At 71.6% G+C, this 19,025-nt stretch carries 12 protein-coding genes; 7 read left to right on the top strand and 5 right to left on the bottom strand.

The genetic code is table 11. From position 1 onward, the window contains the following. Window positions 1–16 precede the first annotated feature (16 nt). Window positions 17–490: a hypothetical protein gene (locus K8638_RS14015; protein WP_223755011.1), complete on the bottom strand. Its 474-nt coding sequence runs from the start codon at window positions 488–490 to the stop codon at window positions 17–19. A gap of 275 nt (window positions 491–765) precedes the next feature. On the opposite strand from K8638_RS14015, the gene K8638_RS14020 reads away from it, so the two are divergent. Further along, window positions 766–1,758, top strand: coding sequence for an NYN domain-containing protein (locus K8638_RS14020; RefSeq protein WP_223755012.1), 993 nt, complete (start codon window positions 766–768; stop codon window positions 1,756–1,758). 21 nt (window positions 1,759–1,779) lie between these two features. Here K8638_RS14020 and K8638_RS14025 read toward each other — a convergent pair whose 3' ends face one another. Then, a complete protein-coding gene (locus K8638_RS14025) occupies window positions 1,780–2,640 on the bottom strand; it encodes a hypothetical protein (RefSeq protein WP_223755013.1) in 861 nt (286 codons plus the stop codon). A 131-nt stretch (window positions 2,641–2,771) separates the two neighbouring features. On the opposite strand from K8638_RS14025, the gene K8638_RS14030 reads away from it, so the two are divergent. After that, the gene (locus K8638_RS14030; protein WP_223755014.1) at window positions 2,772–4,403 is read left to right on the top strand and encodes a peptide-N4-asparagine amidase; all 1,632 of its coding nucleotides are present in this window, start codon (window positions 2,772–2,774) and stop codon (window positions 4,401–4,403) included. A 152-nt stretch (window positions 4,404–4,555) separates the two neighbouring features. On the opposite strand, the gene K8638_RS14035 is transcribed toward K8638_RS14030, so the two are convergent. Beyond that, window positions 4,556–6,592, bottom strand: a complete 2,037-nt coding sequence (locus tag K8638_RS14035; protein ID WP_223755015.1) for a PilZ domain-containing protein — start codon at window positions 6,590–6,592, stop codon at window positions 4,556–4,558. Window positions 6,593–6,797: 205 nt separating this feature from the next. Then, entirely contained in the window at window positions 6,798–8,375 is a 1,578-nt protein-coding gene (locus K8638_RS44855; protein ID WP_305071162.1) for a kelch repeat-containing protein, read from the bottom strand. A gap of 154 nt (window positions 8,376–8,529) precedes the next feature. On the opposite strand from K8638_RS44855, the gene K8638_RS14045 reads away from it, so the two are divergent. Together K8638_RS14045 and K8638_RS14050 are read left to right on the top strand one after the other, a co-directional pair. Further along, a complete protein-coding gene (locus tag K8638_RS14045) occupies window positions 8,530–9,024 on the top strand; it encodes a YkgJ family cysteine cluster protein (RefSeq protein ID WP_223755016.1) in 495 nt (164 codons plus the stop codon). Between the two features lie 227 nt (window positions 9,025–9,251). Continuing rightward, complete coding sequence (locus K8638_RS14050; protein ID WP_223755017.1) at window positions 9,252–9,974, top strand: VCBS repeat-containing protein; 723 nt, start codon at window positions 9,252–9,254, stop codon at window positions 9,972–9,974. A 4-nt stretch (window positions 9,975–9,978) separates the two neighbouring features. Here K8638_RS14050 and K8638_RS14055 read toward each other — a convergent pair whose 3' ends face one another. Then, a complete protein-coding gene (locus K8638_RS14055; RefSeq protein ID WP_223755018.1) occupies window positions 9,979–11,874 on the bottom strand; it encodes a ribonuclease R family protein in 1,896 nt (631 codons plus the stop codon). Between the two features lie 166 nt (window positions 11,875–12,040). Here K8638_RS14055 and K8638_RS14060 point away from each other — a divergent pair, with 166 nt between their 5' ends. The 3 genes from K8638_RS14060 to K8638_RS14070 all read left to right on the top strand — a co-directional run bounded on the left by K8638_RS14060 (window position 12,041) and on the right by K8638_RS14070 (window position 19,014). Further along, window positions 12,041–12,235, top strand: a complete 195-nt coding sequence (locus tag K8638_RS14060) for a hypothetical protein (protein ID WP_223755019.1) — start codon at window positions 12,041–12,043, stop codon at window positions 12,233–12,235. Window positions 12,236–13,329: 1,094 nt separating this feature from the next. Beyond that, entirely contained in the window at window positions 13,330–15,756 is a 2,427-nt protein-coding gene (locus tag K8638_RS14065) for a PQQ-dependent sugar dehydrogenase (protein ID WP_223755020.1), read from the top strand. Window positions 15,757–15,918: 162 nt separating this feature from the next. Beyond that, entirely contained in the window at window positions 15,919–19,014 is a 3,096-nt protein-coding gene (locus tag K8638_RS14070) for a protein kinase (protein ID WP_223755021.1), read from the top strand. The last annotated feature ends 11 nt before the right edge of the window (window positions 19,015–19,025 follow it).

Here is a 19,025-nt window from a genome sequence, read left to right on the forward strand (position 1 = left end):
CGCTCCGTGCCACGGCTCAGCCCTCGTCGGGCAGCTCGCCCTTGAGCGACAGCGCGACGTTCTCCGTCTTGTTCTCCACCTGGTAGATGGCCACCACCTCCTGGCCCTTCTCGGGTGCCTTGCGGAGCTGCAGCGCGCTCAGGTCCAGCGGCACCACCGCGCCCACCGGCGTCTGCACGTAGAGCACCATGCCGTTGAGCTTGACCACCTGGCCGGACAGCTCGCGCATCCGGTCCTCGTCCGGTTCCACCCGCCGCACCGGCATGCCCGCGCTGGTGCCCTGCGGGCCCACGCTGAGCTCGTTGATGCCCTCGCGGGTCACCGGGGGCATGATACCCGCGCGGCCAAAGCTGCCCAGGTCTCCCCAGCTCTCCTGCTTCTTCTCCTCCGTGGGCTGCTCGGGGTCTCTCGCCGGCGCGGCCAGCGGTAGCAGCAGCGCCGTCAGCGAAGGCGCCGCCAGCGCGAGCGCTCGCCATCTTCTGGGAATCATCCGTGTCATCGGTCCTGCTCCAGCTTGGGGTTCGTCGACCCGGTTCGCTTGAAGCTAGGCCCTGGGTTGGCGCCCACGCAGGGTGGCAGCCACCGGCGACGCGCCTGACCGCATGCTGACGGTGCGGACGCGTCCCGGAAGTGTTCACATCGTGAAGGCATCCGCCCCTTGCCGCCCGGAAAGGGCTAGGGTGGTGCATCCGGCACGGCTCCCGCGCGAGCGCCCGGACCCATATCCACCGCCTCTGTCGGGGCGGTCGCACGCAGAGGCAGCACGTGAACGGTCGCAACGAGGAACACCGCATCGCCCTCTTCATCGACTTCGAGAACCTGGTCACCAACACCGGCATCAGCTCCGCGAACTTCGACCTCCAGCCGTCGCTCGACCGGCTGCTGGAGAAGGGCAAGGTCGTCTTCCGCCGCGCCTACTGCGACTGGTCCCGCTTCGCGGAGGCCAAGATTCGCCTGCACGACTTCGGCGTGGAGCTCATCGACGTGCCGCCCTCCACGCGGGCCGGGAAGAACGGCGCGGACATGCGCCTGGTCATCGACGCGCTGGAGCTGTGCTACGCGCGCGAGAGCATCGACACCTTCGTCATCGGCTCGGGGGACAGCGACTTCTGCCCGCTGGCCTACAAGCTTCGTGAGAACGGCCGCACCGTCATCGGGCTCGCGGTGAAGGAGTCGACCTCTCCCCTGTTCGTGAAGGCCTGTGACGAGTTCATCTACCTGCGCCCGCGCCAGTCCCGCTCGGACAAGGACAAGGGTGACAAGGAGAAGGGCCGCCAGAGCGTGGCCGCGGATGACGCCGGGCACGGCAAGCGGGGCCACCACGGGCACAAGGCCGGCGGCCGGGGCGGCAAGGGCGAGGCGGCGCCCGCCCCGCAGGCCGGTGGCAAGGGGCACGGCAAGACGGAAGTCCCGGAGATGGCCCGCGAGGTGGTGCAGAGCATGCTCGCCCGTGCCACCGGCCCGGTGAACCCGTCGCTCATCAAGGAAGCCATCGTCCGCAAGGAGCCCGACTTCGACGAGCGCGAGCACGGCTTCTCCACCTTCGCCCGGCTGCTGGCCGCGCTGGAGCAGGAGGGACTGCTGCGCCGAATCCAGCAGGGCCGCCAGTGGTACGTGGTGGCGGCGGACTCCGACCTCGGTGGAGCCCACGGCGGCACGCACGGCGACGCCAAGGGCAAGAAGCGCCATGCCCACGTCGAGGAGGAGGACGAGGAGCTGGAGTCCTACCCGGACCCCGAGGAAGACGAGGGCGTCTGAAGCGGAGCGCGCCGGCCCCCTTCAGTGGCCGCGCGGCGCGACCGCTTTGAGGAGCGCGGCCGCCGCATCGTCGGGTGCGGCGAAGGCCTGCTTGATGAGCTGCTCGAGCACATCGGCTCCCAGCTCGACGAGGCGCTGCTCGGCTTCGGGCGGCAGCACCATCCCCCGGGTGCTGGCGAACGTCAGCAACGTCCGGGTGCGGTCCTTGACGCGTTCCTTGATGCGTACCTCTGCAGCCGCTTCATCCCAGAAAGGCGAGTCCAGCATGACGCTCCTCAACGACTGGCTGAGCCACCGGGGACCGAAACGGCGGGCGGCCAGGGAACCCAATACCACGAGCAAGTCTAACCGCTCCTCCTCCGAAAGGCCCGGCTCCCGGCGCAGGCGGGCTTCGGCCCAGGCCGCCCGCTCCGGCCCCGCCGTCTGCTCCATGACGGAGAGGGCCAGCAGGGCGGGCGCCTGAAGGGCAGGCAGGGAGAAGTCCACCTCCCACAGCCTCACCACCTGGAAGTCGAACGAGAGCACCCGCCGCCCCACGCAGTCGAAGGTGTAGGGCGGCGGCGCCCCTTCGGCCTCGGGTAGCAGGTAGAGAGCGACGGGTAGCACCGGGAGTCCCTCCCGCAGGTGGGCACGCACCGCGTAGTCCAGCAGCCTGCGCGCGAAGCCCGCCTCCGGTTGGGCCTGGAGCTCCACTTCCACCGCGAAGCGCTCGCCCCGGGCCTCCACGATGAGCAGGGCATCCGCACGCCGCTCGGACTGGGGCAGGCTGGAATCGACGGCGCGTACCAACCTGGGCGCGTTGGAGCCGAAGAGCAGGAGCAGCAGTTGCTCGGGATGGCCCTGCACCAGCCGGCGCAGTATCAGGTCATAGACGGATGCCATGAGACGTCCAGGGTAGCCAGGGGTCTGACATACCTGGCACGGCCCCACACTCCGCTCACGACAGGATGGCGTTGCCCACGAATCTCGTGAGATTTAGTCTCCGCGACTTCCTGTTTTTTCTGGAGAAACATGTGAGACGTCTCTCCGCTGTATTCGTCGCGGCGGGCCTCGCGCTCGGCGCCATGGCGCCCGCGATGGCCGCCGAGCCGCCCCCCGAGTTCGGCACCGACTGGGACGACCCCCGCACCGCGGCCCCCGCCGTGGAGAAGCCGCCCACGGCCTCGTGCACGGTGCGGATTGTCGACGAGCGGTTCGACGACTTCACGCCGTACACCGGCACCTTCACCCCGCCCGCGGACTGCCCCGGCCCCTGGCACAAGGTGGTGCTGCGCATGGAGGGCAAGGTCCAGGGCGTCCAGTACGACCGGCTCGGACACCTGGAGGTGGGAGGCGTCACCCTCTTCAAGACGTCCACGCCCGAGCCCTCCCGCGAGGGCATCACCTGGTCCGTGGAGAAGGACGTCACCGCCTACGCGCCGCTGCTCAGCCGCCCGCGGCCCGTGTGGATGCTGATTGGCAACGTGGTCAACGACACCTACACCGGCGTGCTGGACGTGCAGGTCTACCTGACCTTCTACCGCGCCCAGGGCCGCTACAAGCCGGCCGACACCGCCGACGACGTGCTGCCCCTGACGAACCCGCGCCGCGAGGGCACCGCGCTCCTGGGAGAGGTGACGGTGCCTCGCAACACCGAGCGGCTCGTCGCCGAGGTGTACGCCACGGGCTCGGGCGGAGGCTGCGAGGAGTTCTGGTACATCACCACGCCCGCCTCCGTGCCGTACTCCTGCCCCGCCGCCGAAGAGGGCCCGTACCGCGAGGTGCAAATCGAGGTGGACGGCAGGGTGGCCGGCATCGCCATGCCCTTCCCGCATGTCTACACGGGCGGCTGGTCCAACCCGTTCCTCTGGTACGTGCTGCCGGCGCCGCGCGCCTTCGACATCCGCCCCATCCGCTATGACCTCACGCCCTTCGCCGGCCTGCTGACCGACGGCAAGCCTCACCAGGTCAAGGTGACGGTGCTGGGTGTGCCCGTGGGCCGTCCCGGCTGGGATTTGCCCACCAACCTGCTCGTCTGGCGGGACTCGCGCAGCGCGCAGGTGACGGGCGGCCTGCTGGAAATCCGGCTGGGGGCGCTGTCCAACGGCTCGACGCACACGGTGGTGGACGGCTGGAACCAGGTGGACACGCAGGGCGGGCACGAGCTGCGCGTCTCCGGATACCTGCGGACCTCACACGGCAAGGTGGTCACCACCGTGGAGCAGTCCGTGTCCAACCAGAGCATGCACCGCTGGCAGGGGGACGCGGAGAACCCGGACGCGCTCACCGCGACCTGGAACGACTCCAGCACCGTCACCGTGTGGGGCCGCGGCCTCTTCCCGACGATGAGCCGCTCCGACAAGCGCTTCATGCTGGATGGGCTCATCAGCGTGACGCCGGAGAACCGGCTCACCACCACCATCACCGTCAGCGACACGGCGGACGAGCTCACCACCAAGGGCCTGTTCACGCTGGAGCACCAGAAGCTCAGCGACGTCTACACCGGCGAGGCCTCCTACACCTTCGGCGTGCCGCGCCCGCAGCGCAACGCGGTGGGAGTCTCCACCCACCACTACCGGCTGACCGGCGAGCACGGCGCCTGCTACGACCGGAGCATCTCCACCCGGAACGGCTTCGTCACCGAGGACGTCCAGCACTGCGATTGAGCAAGGCGCGGCGAGCCCACGAGACGGCTCAGCACGTTTCGTGGGTGGGCAACGCCGCAGGGGCGCGATGCGCCCGCGAGGCGCGCAGGCCCCTCGGGCCCGGCGGCGTCTCGCGGGGAGACCGCGCGCACTGGGGCGCGGCCACCGGCCCATCACGGTGAGCGCGGCGTGGTGGACTCGTGCAGGTGCTCGAGGAACTCGGGCAGCAGGCTGGCGGAGATGACCCACAGCTTGCCCTCGCCCAGGTCCGCGAGCGCCGCGCGCTCCACGTACATCACGTTCTCCGCTTCCACGTAGTGGACGAACACCTTGCGGCCCCGCGCCCGGTACCACTCCGCCGCGCGGGCCAGCAGCGCCACCATGGCGTCCTGCACCTCGGGCTGCGAGTCGTCCGCCAGCGGCACCAGCCGCACGCCGTCCAGCACGTTGAAGAGGTTCAGCCCCGGCTGCGCCGACTCCACCACGGCCAGCACCAGCGGCTGACCGCCGTGCCGCGCCACGAACAGCTCCCGCTCGCGGCCCAGCGACGCCTCGCCCCACTGCTCGCGCGCGTGCTTCAGGTCGAAGCGCTCCGGCACCAGGTCCAGCGCCTCGCGGTACGCCACCGGCCGCGTCCGGGCCACCTGCTCGAAGAAGCGCGCGCGCTCCTCCGCGGTGGGCGCCCCCACGTCGATGCCCTCGGGCATCTCCCACGCGCGCTCCACCTCGCCCTCCATGAGGCGGAAGGGCACCAGGCACGTCTGGCCCGTGTGCTCGTACCAGGTGGCGAAGTCGAACTTGGTGAAGCGCACCCAGCGAACGTTCGCCTCGCAGAAGGCGAAGAACCACTTCACGTCCGGGTCCACCTGCGTGGGCTCGTAGCCGCGCAGGTAGATGTCGCGCAGCGCCTCGCGCGCGGAGGAGCGCATGCCCGGCACCTGCTGCCGCGCGAGCTGGTGCGCCATCCAGCTGCCCTCGTACGGCTTCACCACCGACAGCGTGGCCTCCACCGCCTCGCCCGCCGGGCGCACCACCCGGTAGCCCAGCCGCGTCCGGCCCTCCAGCCGCGCCTGCGTGGCGTCGAAGGCGGGACGCTCGTCCGCGAAGTCCTCCGGCACCTTGCCCGGCAGCCGGAAGTAGCCCGAGCCCTCGAAGAGCGACCACGTGGCGTCGTTCCAGTCGCCCTCCACCTTCGTCGTCGGGTGGAGCTGCGCCTCCACCAGCGCGCGCCACGCCCTGGCACCCGCCGCGTCCAGCGGCCGCACGGACATGCCGCAGCGCCGGCCCTCCGCCGTGCCGGAGATGTTGCGCACCTCCGCGCGCAGCCGCACCGGAGCCAGGCCCTCCATGGCCACCTCCAGCACCGGCTGCCGCATGCCCGGGTAGAGCAGGTCCTCGCCCGGCTCGGTGATGAAGGCCAGGCCCTCGTAGGACAAATCCAGCACCGGGCGGCGCACGTGCACCTGCGGCCACAGCGCGTGGTCGAAGGACAGCGTGCACGGGCTGCTGGGCGGCGCGCGGCGCAGCCAGCGGTGGCGGTAGCGCTCCAGCTCCGTGGGCACCGGCATCACCACCAGGCCGGACTGCTCGCGTGCCTCGCGCACCTCCAGGTGCACCACGCTGGTGTAGCCGAACGCCTCCAGCACGAAGGGCAGCGGGGGCAGCTCGCCCTCGAAGCGCCAGCCCATGCGGCCCTCGCGCGCGTCGAAGAAGTCCGCCGTCACCTTCACCTTGCGCCCGTCCGGCAGCCGCGCCACGCCGCGGGCCTGCCGCGCCGCCAGCGAGTCGCAGATGCGCGCCACGCGGTTCGGGTGGTCGATGCGCTCCTTCCACACCGGCCGCGTCTCGGGAGGCAGCAGCAGCCCGTTGTCACGCAGCGCCTCCAGCACGGAGACGATGCGGCGGCCCGCATCCAGCGGCGGCGCCACGAAGCGCAGGCTCACCTCGGGCGAGCCGCTGACGTCCATCACCTCCGCGTCCAGCGCGGTGGCCCAGCGTTCACCCTGTCCCAGCACCACCGACGCGGCCTGCCCCGGCTCCAGCGACGCCTGCGAGGCGAGGTGCAACGTCAGGTGCTCCAACGAGAGCCGCACCAGCCGGCCCGGGGCGTGGCGGTTTCCGAACGACGCCACCGCCGTCAGTTCCGTCCCCATCCGGTAGCCCAGCAACGACTCCCGGCCGCTCATCCCGTCCAGCGTGTCCACCTGCATGACAGCTCCGTTGTGTTGAATGACTTCGATTCTACAGACTCATGCAAAAAGAAGCATCCCCACTAAAAGTATGAGACTTGTGGAGACACGCTTTCGCGCAGCCTGCACACGAATGAGTCACGGAGAACTCGTTCTCCGGGACAGTCGTCGTGGAGCGACGGTGTGAGTGTCGCTCATTCGCCGCTCTCTGCTCACTTGTTTGTTCTCATGGACAGCGCATCTGCACGATGAGCGCTGTGTCGTACAGGCTCCCATCGGGTCCGCGTCCACCCACTGCATACACGCGGCCCTCGGGTCCCGCTGTCAGTGCGTGTCCCGTGCGCGAGGTGGGAAGGGACACCGCGGGCGTGAAGCGCTCCGCGGCCGGATCGAACCAGACCGGCGGGGCACCCTCGCCGTCTTCCACGAACACCCACCCGTTGCCGGCGCGCACCGCGCGAGGCGCGGCCCGGGGCCGCTCCATGGGAGCGAGCTCGCGCACGCGCACCACCGTGCCGGCGCGCTCCAGGAGGAAGGCCCGCGAGGACGGAGCGAGTCCGCCGCCCGGCAGGGCCTCGCGTCCGCCCACCACCAGCGCGCGGCCCGAGGCCAGGTCCACCACCGCGGGAGACTCCAGCGCCACGGGCAGCGAGGGGCCCACGCCGAGCAGCCCCGAGGGCTCCACCACGTCCGTGCGCTCGGAGGGCCCCTGGCCCGCGCAGCCCCCCGCGAGCAGGAAGGCGTCGCCGAGCGCCGCGCCCGCGGCGGGGCACGACAGCGAGAGACGCCCGAGGGAGGACTGCGTGCCGAAGCCCGGGCTGACGAGTGACACGCGGAACACGGCGTCGCGGGCCGGAGGCGAGGGGAACTGGGAGAGCTGGCCTCCCGCGAGCACCGCGTCCGGGCCCAGCCGGCCGGCCAGGGCACCGATGGACGAGAGCGAGGGGGAGAAGAACGTGAGCGTGGTGCCGCCGTCGGGCTCCAGCCGCTCCAGGCTCGCCTCGGCCCGGCCGTCCTCGCGCACACCGCCGAGCACCACCACGCCGCCATCCGTCAGCGCCAGCGCCGCGGCCTCCCCGCGCGCCACCAGGAGCGAGCCCCGCGCGAGGCCGCCGGACTCGGGGGACCAGACCTCCACCGTGGCCACGGGGCGGCCGGCGCCGTCGCGTCCTCCCGTCACGACCAGCGTGTCCGCGTAGGGGCCCACCGCCGGGAAGAGCGCGAGGGGCGCCGTGCGGCGCGTGAAGCCGGGCTGCTCCGAGACAGTGCCCATGGGCCCCCCAGCGCAGCCACACACGCCGCCGCCGCAGGTGAGGCCGCCGGGCTGGCAGCTCTCGCCATCGCAGTCCGGGTCCGCGCAGTCGCGCAGGTCGTCGCCGTCGTCGTCCACGCCGTTGTCGCACGCTTCCACGGGCGTACCCGCGTCGGGCGGGACGGGAATGGGCGGGAGGGACAGCTCGAGCGTGGTGCCGGAGCCGGGAGTGAGGGTGGCCTCGCCCGAGGTGGTGGAGCGCACCGTGCCGGAGCGCTCGGCGGTGGCGCGCACGGACACCCGGGTGCCCTCGGGCGTGGCGGGGCCGGACTCGAAGTTGAAGGTGGCGGGGAGCTTCAGCGCATCGCCCTCCAGCGTGGCCACGGCGAGGGGCGTGCCTTCCGGGAGCGAGGCCACGACGGAGAGCCGGTCGAAGTCCACGCCGGGGGTCAGCGGCCCGCTCACCACCACATGGACGCCACCCGGAGACTTCTCGCAGGCGAGCAGCGGCAGCAGCAGGGCGAGGAGCAGGACACGGGATGCGGCGCGCATGGGCGGCATTCTAGCGAGCCCCTCCATGCCCGGCCTAAATGATGGGGTCTTCACGCCGGGGCGTTGATAGGGAGTCCTTCGCTTCTCCGCGCGCGGTGCCGTCCTGGAGTCCCAGCAGGCGCTTCCCGGTGCGCACCACCAACCGAGGCCCCGCTTGCCCCTCTCCACCCTCTGCCTGCGCTGCGGCATGTGCTGTGACGGCACCCTCTTCACCCATGTGTCGCTCCAGCCCGCCGAGGTCACCGCGCTGGAGCAGCGCGGACTCCCGCTGACCCGGCGCGCGGACGGCTCGCCGGCCCTCACGCAGCACTGCGCGGCGCTGGATGGGCTCACCTGCACCGTCTACGCGGACCGTCCGGCGAGCTGCCGCCGCTACCACTGCCAGCTCTACGCGGCGCTCGCGGAGAAGGAGGTCTCCCTCGACGAGGCCCTCGCTGTCGTGGACGAGGCCCGGTCCCTGGTGGACGCCGTCGGGCGGGAATTGCCGCCCACCGCCGCTGGTGAGCCCCGCTCGGTGATGCAGCGCGCCCGCCGCGCGGAGCAACCGGAGCACGGCGGACCCCTGCCGCAGAAAACGCGGGCCGCCCACGAGCGCGCCGAGGCGTTCCTCGACAAGCACTTCCGCGGACGCTTCGGCCGGCGCGAGTGATGCTGACACATGCGTGAGTCCGCGTGCGCGGGCGTGACCTGCCCGGCACCGAGCGCCGGATGGGCCATGGTGCGCGCGCCTCGCGGACCGGTACGCGGGTACGGCCGCCCCTGAATCCGCGTGCCTCACGCACGGACCCGACTACGATGCGGCGGCACCGTCCTTCCCGTCCGGCCTTCCGCGCGCCCTTCCCGCCCGCGAGCCCGGCGCCACTCCGAGGTCTCTCCATGAAGACGAAGGCACCTGTCCTCGCCTCCCTGATGACGTTCTCCCTGCTCGCCGCGCCCGCCGTGCACGCGGGGGATGAGGGGCCGGTGAAGTCCGCCTCGGTGGACCTGAATGGCGACGGCAAGCCGGAGGCCCTCTCCCTGGAGTGGGATGAGGGCAAGGACCAGTTCGTCCTCAAGGCCGGCAACGCCACCCTCCGCGGCAAGACGGATGGCAACGAGCCCGCCGGCTTCACGGTGGTCGACATCGACAGCGGCGACAAGCGCAAGGAAGTGGCCGTCCACACCGGAGAGACGGACCAAGACAAGCAGGAGCACCTCTTCGCCTTCGACGGCAAGGGGCTGAAGGCGCTGGGCAGCGTCCCCGCCCTCACCGAGGCCCGTGGCAACGGCATCATCCTGTCCGACTCGTGGCAGGGCTTCTGGAACCGGCGCGTCAAGTACGTGCTGGATGCCAGGGCGGGCAAGGTCACCGAGGTGCCCCAGGAGATGTACGCCGTCGGCGTCGAGGCCACGGTGAAGGTGTCCTTCCCGCTCGCCCGGAGCCGCACGGAGAAGACGCCCGTGGCCACCCTGGCGCAGGGCTCGAGGATTCAGGTCCTGGCCGCGGCCCCCGTGGGCAGGGGCTACCTCTTCCTCGTGAAGTCCTCCACCGGGCTGCTCGGCTGGGCCGACGAGAAGAGCCTGGTGGAGAAGACCGAGGGCCTGCCCCTCGCGGGCTGAGCCGCTACGGCACGTACGCCAGCTCGACGCGCCCGAGCTGCTCGTCCGTGGACGCCACCTTCACCTTCACCGGCATGCCGACGGTGAAGGTCCGCTCCCTGCCCACCAGCGACAGCTCGCGGGCGTCGGGACGGAAGGGGCCTCCGGGCAGTCCCTCCGAGGGCACCACGCCCTCCACCAGCATCCCGTCGAGCTGCGCGACGAGGCCGAAGGGCTTCACCCGCGTCACACGCGCGGGGAACTCCTGGCCCACGCGCGCCGCCATCCACCGTGCCTCCAGCTCGCGGTGACGGTCCGTCTCCGCCCGGCTCGCGGCCCGCGCCTTCGCGTTGATGTGCACCGCGAGCGCCTCCACCGCCGGGTCGTTGTCCATGAAGTCCCGCCGGCCCCGCAGGTACGCCTTCAGAATCCGGTGCACCGCCAGGTCCGCGTACCTGCGAATCGGCGACGTGAAGTGCAGGTACAGCGGCGCCGCCAGCCCGAAGTGCGGCAGCGGCTTCACCGTGTAGCGCGACGGCCCCAGCGAGCGCCGCAGCACCGAGCGCAGCGCCGCCTCCGCCGCCGCGCCGGCAATCTGCCGGTCGAAGGCGGCCAGCGCCAGCGGCGTCAGCTCGCGCCCGAAGCCCGCCGCGAAGCCCGAGTGCTCCGCGAAGGCATTCAGGTCCGCCACCCGCTCCGGGTCCGGCTGCTCGTGCACCCGGAACACCCCCGGCACGCCGCGCGCCAGCAGCCACGTGGCGATGGCCTCGTTCGCCGCCACCATGAAGCGCTCAATCATCCCGTGCGCCGACGTGAGCCGCTCGCTGACGAGACCGGACAGCTCGCCCGTCGTCTCGTCGAAGGTGAAGCGCGCCTCCTCGCGGGCGAACTCCATGCCGCCGCGTGCCGCGCGCGCCACCGCCAGCCGCGCCGCCGCCAGCCGGAACCACGGCATCACGTCCTTCACCGGCTCCATGGCCGGTGACACCTCGCCCCTGTCGAGGAAGGCGGCCGTCTCGTCGTAGTTCAGCCGCGCCCACGAGCGGATGATGCTCTCGTACACGTCCGCCGCCGTCACCCGCCCCTGCGGGTCGATGCGCAGCTCCACCGTGAGGCACAGCCGCTCCTCGCCCTGCACCAGGCTCAGCCAGTGCGAGGACAGCTCCTCCGGCAACATGGGCAGCACGCGCCCCGCCAGGTACACGCTGGTGGCCCGCTCGCGCGCCTCCAGGTCCAGCGGCGAGCCCTCCGCCACGAACTCGCCCACGTCCGCGATGGACACCAGCAGCCGCAGCGCTCCGTCCGGCCCCGCGGGCAGCACGGAGATGGCGTCGTCGATGTCCCGCGTCGACGGCGCGTCCACCGTCACCGTGGGGATGGCGCGCAAATCACGACGCGCGCCGGGCGCATGAGACACCGCGCGGGCGCGGCGGGCCTCCTCCACCACCTCGGCGGGGAAGGACTTGCGCAGGCCGTGCCGGGCGATGATGCGCTCCAGCGAGCGGTCCTCACCGGGCTCCACGCGGTAGAGGAGCACCAGCTTGCCCTCGACGATGCGCGCCACCACCGCGTCGCCGTGCTGCACCTGCGTGCCGGCGGTGTCGAGCGCCCAGTCCGCGTTGGCCACCTCGCGGTCCACACGCAGGAGGGGCGAGCCCTTGCGCATCACCACCTCGCCGTAGACCTGGGTGCGCGTGCGCTCCACGAGCGACAGGCCGCTCGCCGTCCAGCGCCCGTCCGCCGCGGCGGTGATGGTGGCCGTGACGGTGTCGCCGGCGAAGAAGGGGTTGAGGTCCGGGGGAGGAATGAAGGCGGACAGCACCTCGTGCGAGCCGGGTGACTGCACGGTGAGGAAGCCGAAGCCGCGAGGGTGGACGTCGATACGTCCGGTGACGGAGCGAGGGGAAGCGGAAGTGTCCATGAGCCTTGAGCGCGTCTTAGCCCACTTCGTGCCCGGTGGAGCGTGTCCACGGGAGGACGGAGGGCGGGAGCGCGCGGAAAGTGCCGGTCCCCGGGCCTGCTACCGTTGAGCGGCCTGCTTTTCGCCGGGGGGACCGCGAATGCGTTGGCGAACCGTGTGCCTGGACGTGTCGCTGCTGGTGGTCCTGACGGACTGCCCCCGGAACCACATGCCGGGAGGGGCGTTCGACAGGGCTGCCCACAAGGACGTGAGGCAGTTGATGGAGAGATACGGCTGCTCCGATGATGAGTACAAGAATCGCTGCAGGGGCATCGAGGACATCGAGGAGCTTGAGGAGTGCCTCGAGGAGTGCGGCTCATGAAATGGCGGGGTGCCATGGGGCTCAGCGTGGGCGCGCTTCTCCCGGTGCCGCTGCTGCTCGTGCTGCTCAGCCTGCGGCCAGAAGCACCGAGTCCCACGTCCGAAGCCACACGGGTCAGCCCCATGCTCTCCTTCGAGGAGCGCATGCAGCGGGTGACGTACCACCGCCAATGCCGGAGGGACTCGGACTGCGAGTCGCCCATGGTCTGCGTGATAGACTCCCGTGTCTTCACCCATTACTGCAGCGACAGCCAGTGCATGACGGATGCCCAGTGCCCGGACGGGCTCGTGTGCCGGGATGTGGCCTCCGTGACCAGGGAACGGCTCGTGCGCTTCTGCGTCCCGCTGGGCTTTCGCAAGGAGGGGGAGGAGTGCCTGCCGCTCCCTTCAGACCGGCAGGATGCATGTGAGCCAGGGTTGTTGTGCGCGGACTCGGGGGCGGGATGGTGCGGCCGCCCCTGCCGCCTGAATGAACCCGCGAGCTGCCCGGATGGTTTCTTCTGCGGGAACGTTCCTCCCGAGCCCATCTGCCTGCCGACCTGTGAGACACGCGGGTGTCCCGAGGGCCAGCACTGCATCCGCCACGACGACGGAGTCTCGCAGTGCGCGGTGGTCTACGGCCCCGACTGCCAGCATTCGCCATGTCCCGAAGGCCGCGAATGCCGGGTGAGAACCTCGGTGGAGAAGCCCGGCAAGGCCTGGACGGAATGCATCGAGAGGTGCGGCCCGGACAAGCCCCCCTGCCCCGAGGGCTTCACCTGCGACCGGTGGCACTGCCTCCCGAGCTGTGACCCGCGGGACGCCAGCACCTGCCCCGAGGGCTACCGCTGCGCACAGGGAAAAAAGCCAACCCGTCCCTGGGTCTGCCAGCCCGACAGGTAGCCCCTCCTGTCACAGCCGCGGGATTGCACCCGACAACAGTGCCCCTCCTCCCGATACGAGGCTCCTGGCGCATCCCGTCCACTCGCCCCGGTTGAAACACCGCTTCCGGACACCCGCTCCGCTCGCGCCCTTCCGCGCGCGTCCCGTTGCCGCACCTTCGCGCCTGACAACGCCCTGAAACAACCGGGCGATGTCTCACCGGAGCGTTCCACCATGCGCATCCATCTTCTCCCCGTATTCCTCGCCTGTCTGTTGTGTTTCGCGGGCTGCGCTGAACCCGAATCATCCTCGGGGCCCTCCTCCCCGCTCCCCGAGTCCGCCCCCGGCCAGCACCGCGCCGCCGCCGTTCCACCCCTCTTCGCCGATACCGAGGTCGCGCATGGACTCTCCAGTCCCACGTCCATGGCCCTCGCGCCCGACGGCCGCATCTTCGTCTGCGAGCAGGGAGGCGCCCTGCGCGTCATCCAGAACGGAGTGCTGCTGTCCGAGCCCTTCGTCACGGTGACCACCGACAACCAGGGCGAGCGCGGCCTGCTCGGCGTCGCCTTCGACCCCGGCTTCCCGCAGCAGCCGTACGTGTATGTCTATTACACGTCCCCCACACCCGTGCTCCGCAACCGCATCAGCCGCTTCACCGCCAGCGGCAACCGCGCCGTCGCCGGCAGTGAGTTCATCCTCATGGAGCTGGACCCGCTCACCACCGCCACCAATCACAACGGCGGCGCCCTCCACTTCAGTCCGGACGGGAAGCTCTTCGTGGCCGTGGGTGACAACACCCGCTCCGCCAACGCGCGCGAGCTCACCACCGTGAAGGGAAAGATGCTGCGCATCAACCGCGACGGCTCCATCCCCACCGACAACCCCTTCGTCACCAGCACCACCGGCATCTACCGCGCCATCTGGGCCCGCGGCCTGCGCAACCCCTTCAGCTTCGCCATCCAGCCGGGCACCGGCCGCATGCTCATCAACGACGTGGGCGCCAACCTGTGGGAGGAAATCAACGTGGGCGTGGCCGGCTCCAACTACGGCTGGCCCGACACCGAGGGCCCCACCACCGACCCGCGCTTCCGCGCCCCGCTGCATGCCTATGGCCACGGAAGCGGCACCACGGCCGGCTGCGCCATCACCGGCGGCACCCTCTACAACCCGGCCCGCGTCCAGTTCCCCACCGCCTACGTGGGCCGCTACTTCTTCGCGGACTACTGCAGCGGATGGATTCGCGTCCTCAACCCCTCCACCGGCGCCACCGAGCTGTTCGCCAGCGGCCTGAGCGCACCGGTGGACCTCGACGTCGGGCCGGACGGCAGCCTCTACTACCTGGACCGCGGCAAGAACTCCGTGCGCCGCATCCACTACACGGCCAGCAGCGGCACCCCCACCCTCCTGCGCCAGCCCGAGAGCCAGCTCATCCTCGCCGGCCAACCCGTCACCTTCTCCGTGGAGGCCGGAGGCGCGACACCCCTGACCTACCAGTGGCAGCGCGACGGCATGGACCTCGCCGGCCGCACGAGCACCAGCCTCTCGCTGCCGGCCGTGACGCTTTCCGACTCGGGCGCACGCTTCCGCGTGCGCGTGTCCAACACCTACGGCTCCGTGCTGAGCAACGAGGCCGTCCTCACCGTGGCCACGGGAAGCGCTCCGGTGGCCACGCTGCTCACGCCCGCCACGGGCACCCTGTACCGCGCCACGGAGACCCTCGCCTACTCGGGGGAGGCCACGGACGCGGAGGACGGCACGCTCCCCGCGAGCGCCTTCACCTGGCGCGTGGACTTCCACCATGGTGACCACCTGCACCCCTTCGTCCCCTCCACCTCGGGCGTGAAGAGCGGCAGCTTCACCGTGCCGGACACGGGCGAGACGGCCTCCAACGTGTGGTACCGCGTCCACCTCACCGTGAAGGACTCCAGCGGCACCACGCATTCGGTGTCCCGGGACGTGCTGCCCCGCAAGGTGAAGCTCTCCTTCGACACGCAGCCGCCCGGGCTGGCGGTGACGCTCGACGGGCAGCCCCGCGCGACGCCTTCGCAGGTGGAGAGCGTGGTGGGGATGCTCCGCGCCCTGGGCGTGGTGTCGCCCCAGCAGAAGGACGGCGTGACGTATGTCTTCTCCCGCTGGTCCCACGGCGCCTCCGCGCAGCACGACGTGCGCACGCCGGAGGCCGACACGCGCTACACCGCCGTCTACAGCCCCACCAGCACCAGCGTGGGCCTGCGCGCCGAGTACTTCGACGCGCTGGACTTCACCGGGGCGAAGCTGGAGCGCGTGGACACCACCGTGGACTTCCGCTGGGGCGACGGCTCGCCGGACGCCTCCATGGATGGGAACACCTTCTCCGCCCGGTGGACGGGCAGCGTGGTGCCCCAGTTCTCGGAGGTCTACACCTTCTACACCCAGAGCAACGACGGCGTGCGGCTGTGGGTGAACGGGCAGCTCCTCATCGACAACTGGGCCCGCCACGACACGACCGAGAACCTGGGCACCATCGCCCTCCAGGCCGGCCGCGCGTACAGCCTCCGCATGGAGTTCTTCGAGACCAGCGGCGTCGCCAATGCCCGACTCCTCTGGTCCAGCCCCAGCCGCCCCAAGCAGGTCATCCCCGCCGACCGGCTGAGGCCCTCCACACCCACGGCTTCCCCCTGAGCCCCGCGAAGACACCCTGGCAGGTCGGGTCCTCGCACGATTCCCTACCTGAACCGTGCATCAATTCCGCCCATCCCAGGAAGTCGTGGAGTCTGATAGCAAACCGGCGGAGTCCGGGCTTTCGCGTCCGTCCGGCTGGAGGTGTAGATTCGCGACATTCCAATGAGTGGGAACACGCTGCCGCTCGCGCCGGATGCGCGATTGCTGGGCAAATACGAGGTGCTCTGCCGCCTGTCGACAGGCGGGATGGCGGAGATCTTCCTCGCGTCGCAGCGTGGGCTCGCGGGCTTCCGCAAGCTGGTGGTGCTGAAGCAGATTCTGCCGGACATCCGCGGCGAAGAGGAGTTCGTGCGGATGTTCCTGGACGAGGCCAAGGTGACGGCCGCGTTCAACCACCCGCACATCGCGCAGGTCTACGACCTGGACATCGCCGAGGGCGAGCTGTTCCTGTCCATGGAGTTCGTGCCGGGCGCCACGCTGGTGGAGGTGGCCCGCGCGTGCCGGCAGAACAACATGCCCATCCCCATGGGCTTCAGCCTGATGGCGGTGCGCGACACGGCCGTGGCGCTGCACTACGCGCACACCTTCACGGACCCGCTGGGTCACCCCTCGCCCGTCATCCACCGCGACGTGGCCGAGAAGAACATCATGGTGACGTACGAGGGCGTCACCAAGCTGCTGGACTTCGGCATCGCCAAGAGCCTGGCCCGCGCCAGCCGCACCGCCGTGGGCATGGTGAAGGGCACCAGCGGCTACATGTCCCCCGAGCAGATCATGGGCGAGCCGCTGGACGCTCGCAGTGACTTGTTCAGCCTCGGCGTGGTGCTGCACGAGTGCCTCACCGGCATGCGGTTGTTCTACGCGAAGCAGGCCGAGGCGATGATGAACGCGGTGCTGCGCTGCGAGGTGACGCCGCCGTCGCGCACCAACAAGAACGTGCCGCCGGAGCTGGACGCCATCGTGATGCGCGCGCTCGCGAGGAAGCGCGCGGACCGGTACGCCTCCACGCTGGAGTTCGCCCGCGCCCTGGAGCGCGCGGTGGGCCCGAGCATCTGGCACCCCGAGCAGAGCAGCGAGCTGATGCGCCGCCTCTTCGCCGACCGGCGCGAGCAGACGCGGCAGTTGCTGATGGCCGGGCAGGCCACCTCGGGTGACAACACCGGGGTGATGAGCCTGGCGCGTGTGCTGGCCATGGGCTCGGAGTCCGCCGAGGCACCCACCGTCAACGGAGGCGCCGCGCCGGCCCCGAGCGCGCCTCCACCGCCGGCCCGCACCTCGACGACGGTGCCCGCGACGAAGGCGCCCGCGACGACGAAGCCCGCGGCGCCGCCCCCGGGTGCGCCCGCGCCCCGGCGGCCGACCGTCACGGCCCCGGCGTACGCTCCGCCTCCCACGGAGGAGGGGGGCACCGTCCGCGCCAGGCCCCCGCTCGCGGCGCCGCCGCAGAAGCGCGTGCCTCCGCGGACGATGTCGGGCGAGGTCTCGCGCCCGCCACCGCCGCCCTCCGAGGCGATGACGCCGCCTCCGCCGCCCTCCGACGACGCGGAGCTCTCCGTCCGCACCCAGCCGGGCCGGCCGGCACTGCCGCCGGAGTTCACCCTCCGCGCGCAGCAGCCCGACCCCGTCCACGCACCCGAGGAGGCCACCTCGGTGGTGTCCACGCGCGGCCCGGAGTCCGCGACCTCCGCCTCGGAGGAGCCGCCCCGGGCCGAGCCTCGGCCGCGTGCGAGGAACACGCTGGAGGGAATGCGCGCGGTGGGCCCGCCGGCCGGCGCGGACGAGCCGGCGCGTGCCGAGGCACGGCCCCGGGCCCGCACGCTGGACAACGCCCGCGCCGCCGCGGCTCCCGCGCCGCCGGCCGAGCGGGACCTGCAGACCGCGATGCTCCGTGCCCCCGCTCCGGTCGAGCGGGGCGTGCCGGTCCGCACGCCGGCCCCTCCGCCTCCTCCGCCGGAGCGCGACGTGCAGACCACGATGGCCCGCACGCCGACTCCGCCGCCTCCTCCGCCGGAGCGCGACGTGCAGACCGCGATGGTCCGCGCGCCGACTCCGCCACCTCCTCCGCCGGAGCGCGAATTCCAGACGGCGATGGTTCGCGCGCCGGCCCCTCCGCCTCCCCCACCGGAGCGCGAATTCCAGACGGCGATGGTTCGCGCGCCCGCGCCCGTCATGCGTGACGCGCAGGCCCCGCTGCGCATGCCCGCGCCCGTCATGCGCGACGCGCAGGCTCCGATGGCCCGCTCGCCGGCTCCGGCACCGGAGAACCAGGAGGAGAGCGTCTCCATCACGCCCACGTACAAGCCCCGGCGTGGCCGCCGGCGCTCACCTCCTCCGCCGCCCTTCGCGCCGCCGGACGTCACCACCGAGCCCGTCCGCTCCATGGTCAGGTCCGAGGACCCGGAGGACGCGACGCTCGATGACTACGACGCGCACGAGACCACCCAGCGTGGCACCCGCGCCCATCGCCGGGAGCAACGGAGCCGGGCGTGGGCCGCCGTGGCGGCGGTGTTGCTGCTGGTCCTCGGCCTTGGCGCCGTGGCGGTGCTGCTCGGGCTGGACAAGGGCCGCGTGTCCGCGGTGTTGAAGCCCGCGCTGGCCCGCCTCGGCGTGGGTCCGAAGGCCGGCAACCCGGAACCCGCCGGCTCGAAGCAGGGAAGCACCCCGGCTCCGGCGGAGTCCGGTACCCAGGTGAAGCCGAAGGCCGTCGCCGGCACGGTGCCCGCGGATGGAGCCGCCACGGGGACCCCGTCCGCGACGGCCCCAGACCCGGCGAAGGCGATGGCGGGCGCGGACGCCGCACGCGCGGCCCCCACGACGCTGACGGACGCCGCCGGGTCTGAGACACCGGGCACGGCTCCCTCGGCGGACCCCGAGCGGTCACTCGACGAGGGCACCCCACCCGAGGAGTCTCCCGCCCCCAAGAAGACCCGGAACGTCGCCAAGCGTTCCAGGGAGGCTCCGGCCCGGAAGCCCCGCGGCTCCGAGGCGGCTCCCGCCACGGCCGCCGAAGCCGGCTCGGAGGCCGCCCCGGCGGGCGAGCCCGGCTTCCTCACCCTGGTCACCGAGCCCTACGCCAAGGTGTTCCTCGGCGGCCAGGAGCTGGGAGACACGCCCCTCTTCAAGGTGAAGCTGCCCTCCGGCAAGCACACGCTGAAGCTGGTGGACGGCAACGAGAAGGCGCACCGTCTCCCGGTGGACATCAAGCCCGGGGAGACCACCGCGGTCCGCATCCCCCTGGCGATGCTCTCCAGTCAGTAGCCGGCCGGCGC

The sequence above is a fragment of the Myxococcus sp. RHSTA-1-4 genome (genome assembly GCF_020037125.1).
Lineage (GTDB): Bacteria > Myxococcota > Myxococcia > Myxococcales > Myxococcaceae > Myxococcus.

Excerpts from the sequence above, each read along its gene's own strand:
- K8638_RS14035 (WP_223755015.1), bottom strand. The coding sequence starts at position 6,592 with ATGCAGGTGGACACGCTGGACGGGATGAGCGGCCGGGAGTCGTTGCTG.
- K8638_RS14070 (WP_223755021.1), top strand. The coding sequence starts at position 15,919 with ATGAGTGGGAACACGCTGCCGCTCGCGCCGGATGCGCGATTGCTGGGC.
- K8638_RS14025 (WP_223755013.1), bottom strand. The coding sequence starts at position 2,640 with ATGGCATCCGTCTATGACCTGATACTGCGCCGGCTGGTGCAGGGCCAT.
- K8638_RS44855 (WP_305071162.1), bottom strand. The coding sequence starts at position 8,375 with ATGCGCGCCGCATCCCGTGTCCTGCTCCTCGCCCTGCTGCTGCCGCTG.
- K8638_RS14055 (WP_223755018.1), bottom strand. The coding sequence starts at position 11,874 with ATGGACACTTCCGCTTCCCCTCGCTCCGTCACCGGACGTATCGACGTC.
- K8638_RS14065 (WP_223755020.1), top strand. The coding sequence starts at position 13,330 with ATGCGCATCCATCTTCTCCCCGTATTCCTCGCCTGTCTGTTGTGTTTC.
- K8638_RS14050 (WP_223755017.1), top strand. The coding sequence starts at position 9,252 with ATGAAGACGAAGGCACCTGTCCTCGCCTCCCTGATGACGTTCTCCCTG.
- K8638_RS14015 (WP_223755011.1), bottom strand. The coding sequence starts at position 490 with ATGATTCCCAGAAGATGGCGAGCGCTCGCGCTGGCGGCGCCTTCGCTG.